Source organism: Streptomyces sp. NRRL F-5755 (assembly GCF_001279365.1).
Taxonomy (GTDB): Bacteria; Actinomycetota; Actinomycetes; order Streptomycetales; family Streptomycetaceae; genus Streptomyces; species Streptomyces rimosus.
The window spans coordinates 39,367-54,356 of record NZ_LGCW01000279.1 but is presented as its reverse complement, the minus strand read 5'-3'; the positions used below and the strand labels follow the sequence as shown (position 1 = coordinate 54,356).

The following is a 14,990-nucleotide window of genomic DNA, read 5'->3' as shown; positions in this document are numbered from 1 at the left end:
GTGTCCGGTCCGGCAGCAACGGCTCGATGCGTGCCCACTGGGCGTCAGTCAACGACACACCAGACCAACGATCCGATGATCTGAAGGAAACGGCCTAGGCGCGCCAGTTCCATAAAGGCATGGCGGGTAGGCACGCTCTGCAGTCGGCTCCGCTGGTCCGGCAGGGCGGTGACGTGCGTGCTGGGCACTGTCAGCGGCGGATCCGGAATGGACCAGGTCGCAGCCCCGGATCCAGCGACGCCGCCCGGCACCGAGTCAGCGCGCAGGGGCGAGGAGCAGGCCGAAAGGGTTACCTGGCCGGCCTCGCTTTGGTGGACGATCAGGGTGTAGCTGAGCCACTCGACCAGGTGGACACCGCGCTCGGGGGCGCTGGCAAGGCCCCGGCGCAGACGCCGGAGCCAGCACGGTTCACCAGGGGTCGGAGACCAGCAGGCGCCCGGCGGTTCGCTGAAACACCGGCCCTGTCACAGCTTCCGTGGACACAGCCGAACTCGATCGCTGTCACTGTGGCGCAGCCCCTAACGGACAGGCCGGGCCACGCCGACCGAGGTGCCGACGACTCACTCGTCCAATGACGAAGGCCAGAGATACCCGTACTCTTCGGCGCACTCCCGGTAGCCCGCGCAGACCACTGCGCCGTCCAGAGGATGCGGGTGCCGGACAGCAGCGAGGATCCGCTCAGCCTGGACCTCAGGGCTTTCCTCGGTCACTGAGAACCCGATCCTCAGCTGAATGAACAGATCGGCGCTCTCACGCGGAGCCATCAGGGAAACGAGAACCTGCCCGGGCTCCGAGTCCCAGACGGAAACCCAGAGCGGGTCACTGTCCCAAGCTGCCAGAGGATTCGGCACGACGAGCAGCCGCTCCCGTACCAGGTCTGCGACTTCCCATGCCGCTGAAGGCCGCTCCGCCAGCACCATCGTTCCCTCTCGTGCGAAAGCCTGGCACCCTGACCAGCTCATGAGCGTCGGTAATCGCCCGCATCGTACCCATGGCCTGTGCTTCAGGCCTGCCAGAAGCACAGCCGTTCCGACAGGTGGATGGGCGCACCGCGCCCCGCCGACTTCGTACGTACGCATCGGTGGGGCGCAGCAGACGGTGCGGCGGGTGGCCGGGCGGTCTGTCCGGCCCTCGCTCGGCCCCAAGGGCGGGCGAGGACAAGGCAGGGCGTCAGGTACTGGTGGTGGTGCGGGTCCGAAGCCGCCGGGCGGTCCACTGCTGCATCCGGGGCCGGAGCGTGGGGTGCATGTGCCGCCAGGCGCTGCGGGCCAGGCCGTGCTCGGTGGGGAAGTTGCGGAAGGGGCCGCAGGTGCACGTCCGAGCGTAAGGCTGGGGCGGGTGTCGTCGGCGCGAAGTCTGTGCCCGCGTTCAACGACGCCTTCGGCAGCCCCCATGTCCCGCTGCGCCTGCTCGGCCAAGCCGCACACCTCGCCGACGCTCGCGGCCTGTAACTGTCGTCGGGCTGGCGGCGGGTGGCGTCCAGGAGAACGTCCAGGGCATCGGATTCCAGGCGCTGGTTGCCGCCAGCTTCGGCCTGGATGGCGCCGTACAGGCAGCGTGCGCCGTCGGTGTCGACGAGGGTGCCGGTGCACCAGCCGTCGGTGAGTGGGCGGTGGTGGGCGCGCTGGAGCAGGGCAGCGACTGGTGTCGGATGTAGGTCGGGCAGCGGCCGGGCCGCGGTCCCGGCCGGGTCGGCGGGCTCGGTGGGGTCGGCGGGCTCGGTGGGGCCGGTGATGACGTCGGCCAGGTCGACGGGTTCGGTGGCGAGGTGGGCGGTGTTGACCTCGTATGCGATGGCAGCGGTGTCCAGCCGGACGGTCATCGCCGCGTCGATGAGGGTGAGGCGTTCTTCGAGGGAGAGTTCCGCTGTCGGGCGCGGGCGCCGGGGCGGTGGGGGTGGTCGGGTCACGCCGGCGGGTGGCGGCGCTTGGTGGGGGTGTGGGGCATCGGTGCTCCTGCGGCGTCGAAGGTGCGGGGTCGTGTGGCGGTCCTCGACGCCGGCGGCCGGGACGGTTCAGATGCTGACGACCCAGCTTGCGACGGCGCCCCGGCGCAGGCCAGGGGGCCACAGGCATACCCAGCTGCTGTGGATCATGACGAAGACGATGATGCCGAGCAGGACGACGACGGAGGTTGATACGGCCACGGGCGGTGTGTCCTTCCAGATGTGAGCAAGGCCCAGCCGGATGGCCGGGCCCTGCAGGATGGGTGGGGGTGTGGGGCAGGTCAGGCGTCGGTGAGGTGCTTGATGGCCTCCAGCGCCTTGCGGGTCGAGGTGATCTCCTCGGTACGGCGGCTGGATGCGGACCCGCGCCTGCCACCGCCGCCCTTGCCGCCCCGCCTCCGCCGCGGCGGCGCGATGGGCCGCCGTCGCCGTCGTCCTCCTTTGGAGCGGGCCAGAACTCGCCGGGCTCGGGCTCGCGGTGCCAGGCGCCCCACAAACCGCGCTTTTCCAGCTCCGCGATCTCGTCGATCTCGTCGTCGGTGAGCCGGTTGATCTCGTCGGGGAACAGGTGCGCGAGGTCGGTGTCGAAGTCCGCGAAGAGGCTGCGCATCAGAACGGCGCGGCCGTTGTCGCCGGTGCGGGTGCAGTGGAACCGGCTGGACACTTCCGGGGCCCGCCGCGTGATGGAGCAGGCGCGCCCGCCGTGCTGTGTGGGCGCCAACACCACCAGAACGGTTCCTACAACCAGCCCTCCCATTTCGGCTGACTGCGTTTCTGGGTTCCCCACACCGTCGTAGATCTATCCGGCTGGCCGACGTCTCTACTCCTCCAGGGCGACGGCTTCCAGGAGCCCAGCGCGTGACGGCCGTATGGGCACAAAGGGAAGTCTTGCCGGTATCGCTGGATGCCTTTGTCATGAAATCTTCATTGCAGTTTTATGGAGACATGCCGCTGCCCATGCGCCTGATCACTCCCGGTCGCCTCACGGCGTTGCGGGAGCAGGCAGGATTGACGAAGGCTGAACTTGCCCGGCGAATCGGTGTGTCGACGCGCATGGTTTTCTTCTATGAGGAGGGCAGGCACACGCCGACTCCGCAGTGGCTGCAGAAGATGGCCGAGGCACTGCGCTGCGATGTGGAGGAACTCACCGGAGTCCGCCGGGGTGAGGAAAGGCTCGTCGACCTGCGCTTTGCTGCTGGCCTGCCGCTCGACCGGGCGGTCGAGCTGCTGCGCGGGACGGCCGTTGGGCGTGACCTCTGTCTGTCTGCGCCGCGGCTCTCCGCCTTGGGACAGGGACGTCCCGTGCCTGGCCGGAACTGGTGCGACCGTGACGTGGTGGGACGGCTTCCCGCCGCTCTGGCCAAGGTCTACGGCGTACCGGTGCGTATGGTGGTGGACGCCTGGATGCGTACCCGCCTCGATGAGCCGGCGCCGGTGCGGCCGAGGCGACAGGCCCCAAGGGGGCCGAGCGGGTCGGCTGACGCTGCCTGGCGGTCGCTGAACGAGCGGCAGCGGGCCTACCTCCGAAGTCCTGCGTGACGAACGCATGACGGAGACGGAGATGTGGATGCGCAGGGTCCACCATCTGCCGGTGCCGCGCCCAGTGGAGTGGCGCAAGCTGCCTCTCGCTCTGCGTGCACCAGCACACGTCGTGGGCTATACACGGTTGCAGGAGCGATTGCGTTGCAAAGGCGTTCATGATCCTGGAGCCGGTGCGACCGTGCATGCTCTGGAACGCCGCGGGCTACTGGTGACCAGCACCGATGTAGTGCGCCACCCGGTAGCAGGCGAGGTGGCCAGAGTTCGGGTGGAGATGACGAGGCGAGGTAGGGCAGCCGCTCGCGCGGGGCTGGGGGAGTCCGCGGAGCGGCAGCCCGATATGCCGCTGCTGTCCGAGTGGCTGTGGGGCGTCATGGCCCGAGTGGCCAGGGCAGGCCCTGATGGCCTGGGGAGACGCACTGTCCGGCCGGGCGCCGTTCTACCTGGATGTCGGCTACAAGAGTAAGTCCGCAGGGCGGCCGAGCCGGGGGCATCGACGAAGTGCCGGTGCTCGCGGCCGACGGGAGCCATGTCATCGGCTACCGGTGGAAGCTGACCCCAGTGGGACTGCGGCACGCAGCCGAGTATCTGGAAGAGTACCGCCGCCGGTATCCACGGGTCGATACCACGGGCTTCACGTCTCTCGCTGGCGTCCCCTCATGACCCGTCTGCCCGAGAGAAAGCCAGACGAATTGTCAGTGATGACTTCTACCCTCTGGTCTCATGGAGAACGCGATGAACGATGATGTTCGACCGATCGATGAGATCTGGGTGAAGTCCCTCGTGGCGCGCTCGGTGCTGCGTGCCGCCGACGCGGTGACGGCCCCCGGTAATGCCCTCCACCCGTCTCGGGACGCTGATGGAGTGCCATGGCGCGCTGCTGGCCGCGCGTGGCCCGGGAAGCAAACTGTCCTTCGCCGACTTCCGGCGTCAGGTGCGCGGTGATCCCTCCCGGCTCTTGCCCGAGGGCGTTCCCGGGTGGGACGTCGACGAACTGCGCGCAGTCGACTCCGACGGGCACGTCACGGAGGACGCATTCGACATCGACGCGGAGCAGCGCCTGGTTCTCCGCGTCCTGCAAGAGAGGAGAAGGGGCGCCGGTCTGATCAGTGCGCGCGACTTGGATGACGAGGTCGCGCAGGAGACGGCCTTCGCTCAGTTGTGCAAGGCGGGAACTAGAAAGTCTACGAGAGCGGACGTACCGATCTGATCCGCTACCCGGTGGGTCCAGTGAATGAGCTGAATGAACTGCGACTGCCTTCGCTGATCGTGGATCTGTACGAGGACATCCCCTACGCCTCGACGTACCGGGGCTGATGGTTCGCGTGTCCGGTGTGCCGGTGGCCGATGCGCGTCGCGCTGCGCCATGAGGCGGGCCGGCAGATCGGTGTGGTCGCCTGCCGGCACAAGCCGCATCAGGATTTGGGCGCTTCCTACCGCTTCCGCCCTGTCGAGGGGATCGTGCCGCCCGAACTACTGCCGGAACCCCCTCCGCCACCCCCGCTTGACCAGGAAGCTGTCCTCTGGCCCGACCTGGGGATCGTCCCGGAGGCGAGGCCCGTCGAGGGACGCAAGGCCCTGGTACGGGGTGTGTGGCGGTACATCTGCGTCCCCGGGCTGGCGGAGCTGGCTCTGCGGGACCGGTTGGTCGAGCGTGGCCTCAAGGTGGAGCTATGGCACGCCCTCGATGCCTACGACCTGTGTGTGCATGTCGGGCGCAAGCGAGCGCGGAAAATGGAGCAACTGCGCGTGGACGTGAAGGATTACACCTCGGGCACCGCGCTCGCGCAGCTGATCCACGCGCAGGAAGGCGACAGCGGGGGAGCGGAGTGGCTGGTGGTTCCGGACCATCGGGCCGCTCAGGCGCCCTTGTTGTCGGGGTGGGGGAGAAGTACGGACTGAAGGTGACCACCGCGTCCGAGTTCGGCGAGATGGTTTGTGAGCGTTCGGGGGTGGTCTGGTCGTGACCGAGCTTTCCGTGGAGAGGACAGCCCTGTGCGCCGCGCTTGCACTGGCCGCCCATTACTTCCCCGACAGTCCGTGGGCGGCGATGCGCCCGCCGCCCCCTTTTGCAAGGCGGCTTTCCTGCTGTCCGGGCAGTTCCGGGCGCGGGACCGATGGCCGGAGCTGACGAGCGAGGACCGCCGACGCATCGCGTCGGCGGTCTGCTGGAGAAGTAGCTGCGCTCGCGGAACTTGTAGTAGCCGGTGAACATCGCGGCCACCGTAATGGCGAAGCTGATCGCGGTCAGGGAAGGGCTCTGCCAGGTCAGTTCCTTGCCCGTGTCGAGAGCCGCGATCGTGGTAGTGGAGGCCGAGCCGACCATGACCAGGGACTGCAGGCCGTTGTGGATGCGCCGGTACTTGCGGCTGTCGGCCTGATACTGCTCGATCGCGGTTGCGACCTCCTCACGGTAGAGGGTGCGCCGCTCAGGCAGGTCAGGGCGCCGGTCGGCCTTCTGCTGCCACAGCGACTCCTGCGCGGAGGCGAGCTGCGCCTCGGCGAAGGGGAGGGTGGGTAGGCTCCGTCCGGCGAAGTGCACTGCGACCATCGCCAGCAGGGACAGCAGGAGCAGGCTGGCGCAGATCAGGTCGCCCAGGGCGAACCGTGCGGGGTCGCCTGTGGTGAGCGCGGCGGTGCCCGTGCCGAGGACGGCAGTAAGTAAGGACAGCGAGCTGACCACCGCGCCGGCGCGCCAGATACGGTCCAGTCGTCGGCGCCGGGCGAGCTTGTCCCGGGCGATGATGACCTGGCTGGTGTTCACTGCGTAGATCCGTTCGTCGGCATCCCGCCTGCGGGCGCTGATCAGGTCGTCGGCGTCCTGGATGCGGCGGGACGCGTCGTGTCGAAGCTGCGCAGCCGCTCGACGCCGATGCCGCCGCGGCCCAGACCGCCGTACAGCGCACCGTGCCCACGCCGGTGCTCGGCCAGCAACGTCAGGTCGACCGGGGACTTCACCGGGCCCTCCGCACACAGCACGGCGTCGGTGAGCTCGAACAGCTCATCGCGCCGCCGGGTCAGGCACGTGAAACAGGCATCCCGGAACCGGGACACCAGCGCGTACGCCTCCCGCCGGGGCCCGGATAGGAACTCACGCATCACACGGCACACGATCGCGCGAACACGACCGCGACCATCGGGAACCGCGGCAACCCTGCCCCAAGTTCGGAACCTGTTCGAGGCGGTGGCACCATGTCCGGCATGACGATCAACCGAAAGGTCCATGTCGCGTAAACGGCCAGGACGCATCCGGGCCGACCCTCCGCGCCGGCGCCGGTCACAGGGCACCACCACGGTCATCAAGGGCCTCTCCTCGCGAACACTGGCTGAGGTAGGCCGCCTTGAGCGCACCCGGAACTACCTGGATCCGGGAGATGTCGGCAAGGCTGTACGCCTGTGGACGGACTACGTCCACCGCCCCAAGCGAGAGCTGTGGCACGACTTCGACCAGCTCTGGCACGACGACAAGTGTTCCGCCCTTCACTGGCACTGCTGTGGAAACCCGCTCGGAGCCCGAGAACTCCGAAAGGCCATCAGCAGGCTCGACGGCATCTGGACCTTGCCACCACTACCGTCCGTGTCGGACGAAAGATAAAGAACAAGCTTACCCGGCCTGGTTCTTCGTGTGCCTAGGCAGGAAGAACATCAGGGCCCACATCAGGGTGAGGAGGCTGCCGACCCACCACAGCACGGTGATGAACGCGTCGCGGTTGAGTCCGGCGTCGGGCGAGCTGCCGGTGGTGGCGAAGAACACCAGGGCGGTCAGCGCGGTGCCGAGGGCGATGCCCAGGTGGATGGCGGTGTTGAACAGACCGGAGGCGGCTCCGGCGTTCTCGTGCGGGACGCGGGCCAGCGACAGGTCGGCCAGCGGGCCGCTGACCATGCCGAGGCCGAAGCCGATCAGTACCACCGGAGCGGTCATCGCCAGCAGGGTCAGGTCTGCCTGGCCTTCGGCGGCCTGGAGTCCGTAGGCGGCCATCGAAGCGGCCGCGATGAGGGCTCCGGCCTGGGGAAGGCGGCGGGCGAAGCGCCCGCCGCTCTTCGCCGCGAGCGTCGCGCCGGCCAGCTCTCCGAGGGAGAGCAGTACGAAGGCCAGGGCTGCGTGGAAGGGGCTCATGCCCAGTCCGCGCTGGAGGTAGAGGGTCCAGGTCATGAAGAACAGCCCGCACAGCAGGCCGTGCATCAGCTGCGCGGCCGTGCCGCCGGAGAACTGCCTGCCCCGGAAGAGGGACAGGGGCACGAGCGGGGCGTTGTTCTGCTTGCGCTGCTGGTGGCGCAGGAAGACGCCCAGCGCAAGGAGACCGGTGGCGAGCAGGGCGAAGCACCACAGCGGCCAGTGATGGAGGTGCCCCTCGCTGAGCGGGAAGACGATCAGGACGATGGCCAGGGCGGACAGCAGCATGCCGGTGAGGTCGGGTCGGTCGGCCTTCTTCACGGTCGACTCGGGGATGAACCGGCGTCCCAGGAGGAGCACGGCGAGGCCGACGGGCACGTTGACCAGGAAGATCGGCCGCCAGGACAGCCCGAACAGGTCGGCCTCGGTGAGCAGGCCGCCCATCACCGGGCCCAGGACGTTGGCCAGGGAGAGGACGGCCCCGTACAGACCGAACGCCTTGCTGCGGTTTTGTCCCTCGAAGGTGACGTGCAGGGTGGCCAGGACCTGCGGGATCATCAAGGCCACGGCGACGCCCTGGAGCATGCGGGCACCGACCAGCACGCCCGGCCCGGTGGCCAGACCGCACAGCAGCGAGGCCGCGGTGAACACGATGGTGTCGACGAGGAGGATCCTGCGCCGGCCGTAGAGGTCGCCGAGGCGCCCGCCGGTAACCAGCCCGACGGCGACGGGCAGGGAATAGCCGGTGGTCAGCCATTGCACGGCGGCCGGTCCGGCGCCGGTCGATTCCTGGATCGCGGGCAGGGCGGTCAGCACGACCGACTGGTCGAGCATGTCCATCAGCTCGGCGCCCAGCAGCACCAAGAGGGCGATCCAGGCCCCCAAAGCCGTCTTCGACGGTCCGGGTGTGGGGTGGGCTGGGGGATGGGCGGTGTGCTGTGGCTCGTTGTCGAGCGCGGGGGAAGGCACTGTGGGGCTCCTGATCCAAGGAGTCGGGGAGCCCTGCCGTCAGCCGCGCCGGGGCCGGAAAACACGAAACCCGGGGCAGTCGGCAGAGCTGCACCCGGAAAATGACAGGGAAATGCGGGGGTGGGTGACGCAACTCAGGCCAGCGCGGCGTCCGCCCCCGGACACGTTCAAACGATCAGAACGTGGGGAACTGCGGACGGCTACTTGGCCTGGGAGATAGGTCGTCACCTCGAATCACAGCGCCGGGCCCCGGAACGGGCACAGGCGGAACTCGAAACAGGGTAAAGGCCCCTTCGGCGTCCGTGCAATGCGATAACTCACACCCCGTAGAACCCGCCCTGCCCCGGCCCGCACGGCCCACCGCTTACTCCGTTGCTGTGCGTTCGAGCTCCTGTGGCTTTCTCACAACCTCTTGCGGGGGGCGGGGCGGACCCGGCCGGGTGCGTAGGTGGTCAGGGGCCGGGCTGGGGGCCACCGACTGCCAGAACAGTCAGAACGGCTGCGAGGAGATGCCCACCACCGCCGAATCGAAGTCCAGCAGCATCACGTGGTCCCGCTCCGGCCAGGACTCGTACCCGATTGTGCCCGCCCGCCGTCGCCGACCACCGCAGACCCGGCAGATTCCGCTGGCCGCGATACGACGCGAACGCGCGTACCGGCTCAACGTCCTCAAAACGCACCGCCCACACGTCCGGCAGCGGGCGCCGTACCTCCGAGCCGTCCACGGTGACGTACACCACCTCGTGGCTATGTACGTGAGTTCCGATGTCGTTTCGACGTCGAACCGGGAGTCGCACGTGCACGCGAATCAGCGATGTACGCGAGAACGGGAGCCACCTCACGCGCGGCCGGCGGCGCTCTGAGCCCTTCCTCGGTAGCTGCGGCGAGCGACGGCCACACTCGGCCCGCGAGGAAGGCCGCAGTGACTCCCGAACTCATCGACATTGATCATGCGACGGAGCTGGGAAGTGACTCCCGAACTCACGTCGAAACGACTCCCGATTCCGCGTGCACAGCCAACCTCGCACCCGACCGCCGACGGCTGGCAGAGCCGCCCTTCAGAACCTCTAACGCATGCCCCACGTCACGTTAACCCCACCCCTTGATGCAAGATCACGCTGACCTATGCAAGGTCAAGCCGTACGGACACAGAAAACCATGTCTGGTGCGACTGGAGGCTGCACCGTGCGCGTCGCCGGCCAGCAGATTGAAAGGCGCGGCTGCATGACTACGCACTCGGTTGTGCTGACCTACCTTGCCTTTCAGTGGCGTCGGAGTTGTCGGGGCATGGTGCGGGGGTAGTGTCGATGGTGTCGCGGATGTCAATGATGTCCCGGTCGATGTCGGCGAGCTGTTGCCGGTCGATGCGGCCGTGGCAGAAGATCCGGTCGGGAGCGTGGAAAGCCACAACGCTGCCCCATACCACGGTGTGCGAGCCGGGCCGGAGGATGTCGCGGACCTGGCATTCGATGCTGATCAGCGAATCGGCGACCAGCGGCGGAGCCACGACGGCGGCTGGGGCCGGGGTGACGCCGGCGAGTTCGAACTCATCCACCTCCGGCGCTACTTTCCTTGCGGTCATCAGCATGGCCTTGGCCTGGTGGTGGGAGACGGTGTTTACCGTGAATTCGCCGGTGGCGCGCATATTGGTCAGTGTGTCGGATTCTGCGCCGTCGGCGCGGTCTTCGATGGTCAGGGAGACGATCGGCGGTTCGTGGGAGACCGCCGACCAGTAGGCAATAGGTGCCAGATTCCGGGTGCCGTTCCGGGCCACCGTGGCGGTCCAGGAGATCGGCCGGGGTGTCACGGTGCCGATCATCAGTTCATAGATGTCACGCTCAGACAGAGCGGCGGGCTGGATGAGCATTTTTCTTTTGCCTTCCCGTAAAGGGGATGTATCGATCAGGGGGTGGTGCGTGGCCTGCGCCACCGGCTGCTCGCTGCGCCCAGGAACAGGGCGTACAGCGCTTACTGCGGCTGGCGGCCACCGTGCCGCAGGTTGGTCATCGACTTCACGTTGGTTTTCCTCTTTCCTTGTCGGACGGTTCGGTGGGCGGCGGGCCCTTGGGCGGTGCGCGCACCCGGTGCAGGGACAGTGGGGCGTGATACGCACCCGGGAGAGGCTGAGGCTGCACGGCGGCGGGACTCAGGGGGTGCGGGGTGAGAGCGTGCGGCGGCTGCGGCCTGCCGCCAGGCCCAGTGGCGTGGCCGCCGCCACCATGGCGAGCAGCAAGGCCAGGGGGGCGTTCCAGGTGCCGGTGAGGGTGTGGGCCGTGCCGAACATCAGCGGTCCGAGCGCGCCGATCAGGTACCCCGTGGACTGGGCCATCGCCGAGAGTCGGGTCGCGGTCGCGGGGTCGGGTGCGCGGGTGGTGAAGAGCACGAAGCACAGGGCGAAGGCCCCGCTGACCGCGGCCAGCAGCAGGATGCCGAAGGCCGCAGCGGCGCTGCCGCCGGTGGTGAGGAGCCCGATGGCTCCGGCCGCCTGGGCGGCGCTCAGGATACCCACGGCACCTCGCTGGGAGCGCAGCCGCATTGCTACGGCCGGCACGGCGGTGGCGGTGGCCGCGCCGAGCAGCAGTCCGGTGGCGAGGCCGGCCCCTGCGGTGTCCTCGGACAGCCCGCGGTCGGCCATGACCTTGGGCAGATACGCCGTGCAGATGTAGAAGCCCAGGGCGGTGGCCGCGAAATACCCGGTGATCTGCCAGGCCAGGCGGGAGCGGAACAGCGTGGGGGATGCTGCGCCGGGCGCCGGTGGCGGCGTACGCCGGACACCCCAGGCGTGCGGCACCCAGGCCAGGGCGGCCACCGCGGCGGGCAGCGCCCACACCCCCAGCGAACCGGACCAGCCAAGCGAGGTGCCGGCCAGCGGGACGGCGGCTGCGGCCGCCGCCGCTCCGGCCAGGGCCATGGTCCCGGTATACAGGCCGGTCACGGCGCCCACGTTGTCGGGAAAGCGGCTCTTGACCAGGCTCGGCAGCAGGATGTTGGCCACCACGATGCCCGCGCCGAGCACCGCCGTCCCGGCCAGCAGCAGGGGAGTGCTCCCCGGCCAGCGCAGCGCGCAGCCTGCCGCGATGGCCAGCAGGGCCGCCGCCAGCACGCGTTCGATGCCCCAGCGCGTGGCCAGCCGCCGGGTCAGCGGGCCGACACCGGCGAAGAGCAGAAGCGGAAGCGTGGTGAGAGAGGCGAAGACCAGAGGACTCATCCCCTGAGCGGCCATCCGCTGCGCCAGCGGCCCGACGGCCGTAAGGGCGGGCCGCAACGCCGCCGCGGCGAGCACAACAGCGCACACCAGCAGCACACCACCGCGCCGAGCATTGCCGCGCTCGCCTGCGGGGAGCGACGCCGGGACGGACGGGGCGCGGGGAATCTGGCATACACGCACAGGAGCCTCCGAAGAACGGGAACCGGAAGGAACGGCTCCAGCATCGGCAAGGAGCGAAGAACATGTAAGAATCAGCGGAGAAGGCGCAGATTAATTCCATCGGGAGGCAGTGAATGGCAGGAAAACCACACCTCGATGAAGTCGATGTGCGCCTGGTCGAAGAGCTCCGCAAGGACGGCCGTGCCTCGTTTCGGAGCCTGGCCCAGCACCTGGACGTCTCGGAGCAGACAGCCTCCCGCCGCTACCACCGCCTGACCGCGGACCGCATCCTGCGGGTCTCGGTGCAGCCCGACCCGTACGCCCAAGGGCTGCTGCCGCTGATCGTGCGGGTGCACACCGAGGGCAGTACGGGCCGCGACGTGGCAACCCAGGTCGCCCGCCGGGCCGACACTCCCTGGGTGGAGACCCTGGCCGGCACCACCGACGTCACGTTCACGACACTCACCCGCCCGGCGACCGAAGACAGCGCCCGCCTCCTCGACGCCCTCGCCCGCACCCGGGGAATCCGCGAGAGCGTCCCCTGCATGACCCTGCGCATCTTCACCGGCCCCGCATCCTGGACCGGCGAGGGCCCGCCCCTGGACCCCTACGAACAGCGGCTGGTCGCCGCACTCGTCCAGGACGGCCGCGCCCCCTTCGAGAAACTCGCCGAAGAGCTGGGCTCCACCGCCACCACCGTGCGCCGCCGTCTTGAGCAGCTGTGCGAACGCCAGGCCCTGCAGTTCCGCACCGAGATCGACCTCACGCTCCTGGGCCGCCCGGTGGAGACCATGATGTGGCTCAACGTTCGCACCCGCTCCATCGAAGACATCGGCACCGTCCTGGCCGCCGACCCTCGGGTCCGGTTCTGCGCGGCCACCACCGGCCCCTACAACCTGGTCCTGGCCACCCACCACCCCACCGCCGGCGACCTCTACCGCATGCAGACCGACACCCTCGGCGCCCTCCAAGACATCCAGCGCATCGAGATCACCCCCACCGTCCGCGTCGTCAAACGCCACGGCATCCTCCGCGAAGGCCACCTTCTGCGCCCACCCAACGGGAAGACCCCGCCCCCGCCGACACCACTGTGACACCGGGAACAGAAGCGCCGCCGATGCCGTCTCCACTGCGCTTGCCCTACCTGTCGCTTTCGACGGGCGGTGGTTCGGCCCGGCCGAGCTTCCGCTCCCGTAGCAGCCCGGGATTCATGGGCGCCCGCTGGCCGAGGCCGCCGGCCTCACCCTCAACGACATGCTCGCGGCGATCGGCCCGTCGCCGTCAGGCATCTTTCTGTGCCGCCTGTGGGGCGGAGCTGCTGCGTACGAGCCGCTCGTGGAGCCCGCCGGCTCGGCCCGGACCGCCGGTGCGCCCGGACTGCGCGGCGCAGGAGCGGCACGACCAGTCGCGGCAGTGGCAGGTGGAGCGCCTGCGGGCCCGGGTCGTCAGCGAGGCCGCCGTACAGGCGCCGGCCCGCGACTGACGTGCGGCGACTGAACTGGTACTGGTTCTATCCGCCGCTGTCCCAGCGCATCGAGCGGGGCAGCTTGATAGACCAGCAGGAAGGGATCTGGCGCGGCTGGGAAAACGCCCGGGCGATCCGCGACCGACTGATCCGTGCGGCTGCCGGTGATGATGATGCCGTCGCGGTTCGCGCAGGAGCGGCCCAACTGCTGGTGTCCACCGCGTTGATGGTCGCCGACTGGGATACAGCCCGCACACGCGACATCATCGCCCCGATCACCCAGGAACCTGCCTGAACCGCACGGTCCGCGACACCGCCCAGGCCGCCCGGCAACGAGCAGCCGCCACGTACCCGGAGAACCACGCGCCAAGCGCGGACGAGGTGAGCGACCTCTGGACCACCGGCGTGGGGGCCCGCACTTCGTAAGCAGCCAGTGCTCGGCAGTCAGCCGGCGCGGCGGCCGCCGGTCGCCTTCTTCTTCGCTGCGGCCTTCTTCGCCGACGCTCTGGCGGTGGTCCTCTTGCCGTCGGCCTTCTTCGGCATGCGGGCGCCCTTGCGGGCATCGGTGGTCCCGGCCACCTTGTCCTCGTGGAGGGCGATGGCCCGCAGCGGCGTCACCACGCCTCCGTACCGTCGGCATCTTCGCCGCGGGCGCTTCTGGCGGCGCGGACGCTATCCTCCAGCGCGGCCAGCAGGTCCAGTACCTGCCCGCGAGGCTGGGAGCCTCGCCAGAGGCTTCGACTTCGCGGTCCTCCAGCTTGGCCGCCACGATCTCCTCGACCTGCTTACGGTAGCGGTCGCGCAGGTCCTCCTGGTTCAGCGGGCCGTAGCTGTTCATCAGTGCCTCGGCCGCGGCGAGCTCGTCTTCGCTGGTGTCGACCGGACGGTCGGGGACCATGCCGACGGGGGTACGGATCTGGTCGGGCCAGCGCAGGAAGTGCAGCACCAGCGCATCTCCCATCGGCCGTACCAGTGCCAAGGTTTCCTTGCTGCGCGGGGCGATCTTGCCGATGGCGACCGAGCCGTGGTCCTCCATGGCGTCGCGCAGCAGGACGTACGGCTTGGCGGCGGCCGGGCCGTTGGGCGCGACGTAGTAGCCGCGTCCTCAGCTCGGCGAGCTCCAGCCGCCCCTTCTTCAGGTCCTCGACGGTTTTGGACTGGCGCCCCCGGTCTGCGCCCGTCGACGCCGTCCGTGAAGACGGCCGGCAACCGGGATGGCGCGGGCGGATGCACCGGCTACCGCCGAGGCGTCCCGTACGCAATGCCGGTGGCAGCGTGCAGCCGGCGACGTGCAAAGACCCTCGACACTGCGGGATGCTCCGTACCGCTCACGCACGGGAGGCGAGGGGCCGCCATTGGTTCCACATGTCGAGCCGCTTGCGATAGGCCGCCTCGACAACCGGATAGGGGTAGGTGCCGAGGAAGAGCCGCAGGGGTGGTTCGTCGGTGCCGACAGCGTTATCAGCTCTTGAGCTGGACCTTTGCGCCGCGGGTGTGCGTCGGCGAGAGCCGTTGCGGCGGGCTTGGAGCGCGCGGTTCGAGGTGGTCTCGTAGCTATTGAGTCATAAGTGAGCATTACCTGATACATCCC

13 protein-coding genes and 3 pseudogenes are annotated in these 14,990 nt (G+C 69.0%); 6 read left to right on the top strand and 10 right to left on the bottom strand.

All coding sequences use genetic code 11. The features are described from left to right. Nucleotides 1-560: 560 nt before the first annotated feature. The 3 genes from ADK86_RS43405 to ADK86_RS45285 all read right to left on the bottom strand — a co-directional run bounded on the left by ADK86_RS43405 (nucleotide 561) and on the right by ADK86_RS45285 (nucleotide 2,146). Nucleotides 561-920, bottom strand: a complete 360-nt coding sequence (locus tag ADK86_RS43405; RefSeq protein ID WP_053699033.1) for a hypothetical protein — start codon at nucleotides 918-920, stop codon at nucleotides 561-563. An 83-nt stretch (nucleotides 921-1,003) separates the two neighbouring features. After that, nucleotides 1,004-1,909: a DUF6197 family protein gene (locus ADK86_RS43925; protein WP_199834484.1), complete on the bottom strand. Its 906-nt coding sequence runs from the start codon at nucleotides 1,907-1,909 to the stop codon at nucleotides 1,004-1,006. Between the two features lie 105 nt (nucleotides 1,910-2,014). Next, nucleotides 2,015-2,146 carry a hypothetical protein gene (locus ADK86_RS45285; RefSeq protein ID WP_267888813.1) on the bottom strand — a complete coding sequence of 44 codons (132 nt, stop codon included), beginning with the start codon at nucleotides 2,144-2,146 and terminating at the stop codon, nucleotides 2,015-2,017. 154 nt (nucleotides 2,147-2,300) lie between these two features. On the opposite strand from ADK86_RS45285, the gene ADK86_RS43400 reads away from it, so the two are divergent. The 4 genes from ADK86_RS43400 to ADK86_RS44825 all read left to right on the top strand — a co-directional run bounded on the left by ADK86_RS43400 (nucleotide 2,301) and on the right by ADK86_RS44825 (nucleotide 5,386). Further along, a complete protein-coding gene (locus ADK86_RS43400; RefSeq protein ID WP_159393984.1) occupies nucleotides 2,301-2,711 on the top strand; it encodes a hypothetical protein in 411 nt (136 codons plus the stop codon). 92 nt (nucleotides 2,712-2,803) lie between these two features. Beyond that, on the top strand, nucleotides 2,804-3,484 hold the full coding sequence (locus ADK86_RS43920) for a helix-turn-helix domain-containing protein (protein WP_199834483.1): 681 nt from the start codon (nucleotides 2,804-2,806) through the stop codon (nucleotides 3,482-3,484). A gap of 832 nt (nucleotides 3,485-4,316) precedes the next feature. After that, on the top strand, nucleotides 4,317-4,694 hold the full coding sequence (locus tag ADK86_RS43915) for a hypothetical protein (RefSeq protein ID WP_199834482.1): 378 nt from the start codon (nucleotides 4,317-4,319) through the stop codon (nucleotides 4,692-4,694). Between the two features lie 137 nt (nucleotides 4,695-4,831). Further along, the gene (locus ADK86_RS44825; RefSeq protein ID WP_234346061.1) at nucleotides 4,832-5,386 is read left to right on the top strand and encodes a hypothetical protein; all 555 of its coding nucleotides are present in this window, start codon (nucleotides 4,832-4,834) and stop codon (nucleotides 5,384-5,386) included. 334 nt (nucleotides 5,387-5,720) lie between these two features. On the opposite strand, the pseudogene ADK86_RS44820 reads toward ADK86_RS44825, so the two are convergent. The 5 genes and pseudogenes from ADK86_RS44820 to ADK86_RS27460 all read right to left on the bottom strand — a co-directional run. Next, nucleotides 5,721-6,035 (bottom strand): annotated as a pseudogene (locus tag ADK86_RS44820) (hypothetical protein); the annotation flags it as partial. A gap of 302 nt (nucleotides 6,036-6,337) precedes the next feature. After that, nucleotides 6,338-6,583, bottom strand: a pseudogene (locus ADK86_RS27475) (transposase); the annotation flags it as partial. A 505-nt stretch (nucleotides 6,584-7,088) separates the two neighbouring features. Then, on the bottom strand, nucleotides 7,089-8,567 hold the full coding sequence (locus ADK86_RS27470) for an MFS transporter (protein ID WP_053699031.1): 1,479 nt from the start codon (nucleotides 8,565-8,567) through the stop codon (nucleotides 7,089-7,091). Between the two features lie 1,228 nt (nucleotides 8,568-9,795). After that, nucleotides 9,796-10,497: a flavin reductase family protein gene (locus ADK86_RS27465; protein WP_159393983.1), complete on the bottom strand. Its 702-nt coding sequence runs from the start codon at nucleotides 10,495-10,497 to the stop codon at nucleotides 9,796-9,798. 216 nt (nucleotides 10,498-10,713) lie between these two features. Beyond that, on the bottom strand, nucleotides 10,714-11,862 hold the full coding sequence (locus ADK86_RS27460) for an MFS transporter (RefSeq protein WP_159393982.1): 1,149 nt from the start codon (nucleotides 11,860-11,862) through the stop codon (nucleotides 10,714-10,716). A gap of 206 nt (nucleotides 11,863-12,068) precedes the next feature. On the opposite strand from ADK86_RS27460, the gene ADK86_RS27455 reads away from it, so the two are divergent. Both ADK86_RS27455 and ADK86_RS43390 read left to right on the top strand, forming a co-directional pair. After that, nucleotides 12,069-13,028: an Lrp/AsnC family transcriptional regulator gene (locus ADK86_RS27455; RefSeq protein ID WP_078952305.1), complete on the top strand. Its 960-nt coding sequence runs from the start codon at nucleotides 12,069-12,071 to the stop codon at nucleotides 13,026-13,028. 390 nt (nucleotides 13,029-13,418) lie between these two features. After that, on the top strand, nucleotides 13,419-13,694 hold the full coding sequence (locus ADK86_RS43390) for a hypothetical protein (RefSeq protein ID WP_053699027.1): 276 nt from the start codon (nucleotides 13,419-13,421) through the stop codon (nucleotides 13,692-13,694). A gap of 149 nt (nucleotides 13,695-13,843) precedes the next feature. Here ADK86_RS43390 and ADK86_RS43385 read toward each other — a convergent pair whose 3' ends face one another. Both ADK86_RS43385 and ADK86_RS45735 read right to left on the bottom strand, forming a co-directional pair. Beyond that, nucleotides 13,844-14,017 (bottom strand): hypothetical protein, encoded by a 174-nt coding sequence (locus ADK86_RS43385; RefSeq protein WP_159393981.1) that lies wholly within the window; start codon nucleotides 14,015-14,017, stop codon nucleotides 13,844-13,846. Between the two features lie 301 nt (nucleotides 14,018-14,318). Continuing rightward, nucleotides 14,319-14,435: pseudogene (locus tag ADK86_RS45735) on the bottom strand (Ku protein); the annotation flags it as partial. Between the last annotated feature and the right edge of the window lie 555 nt (nucleotides 14,436-14,990).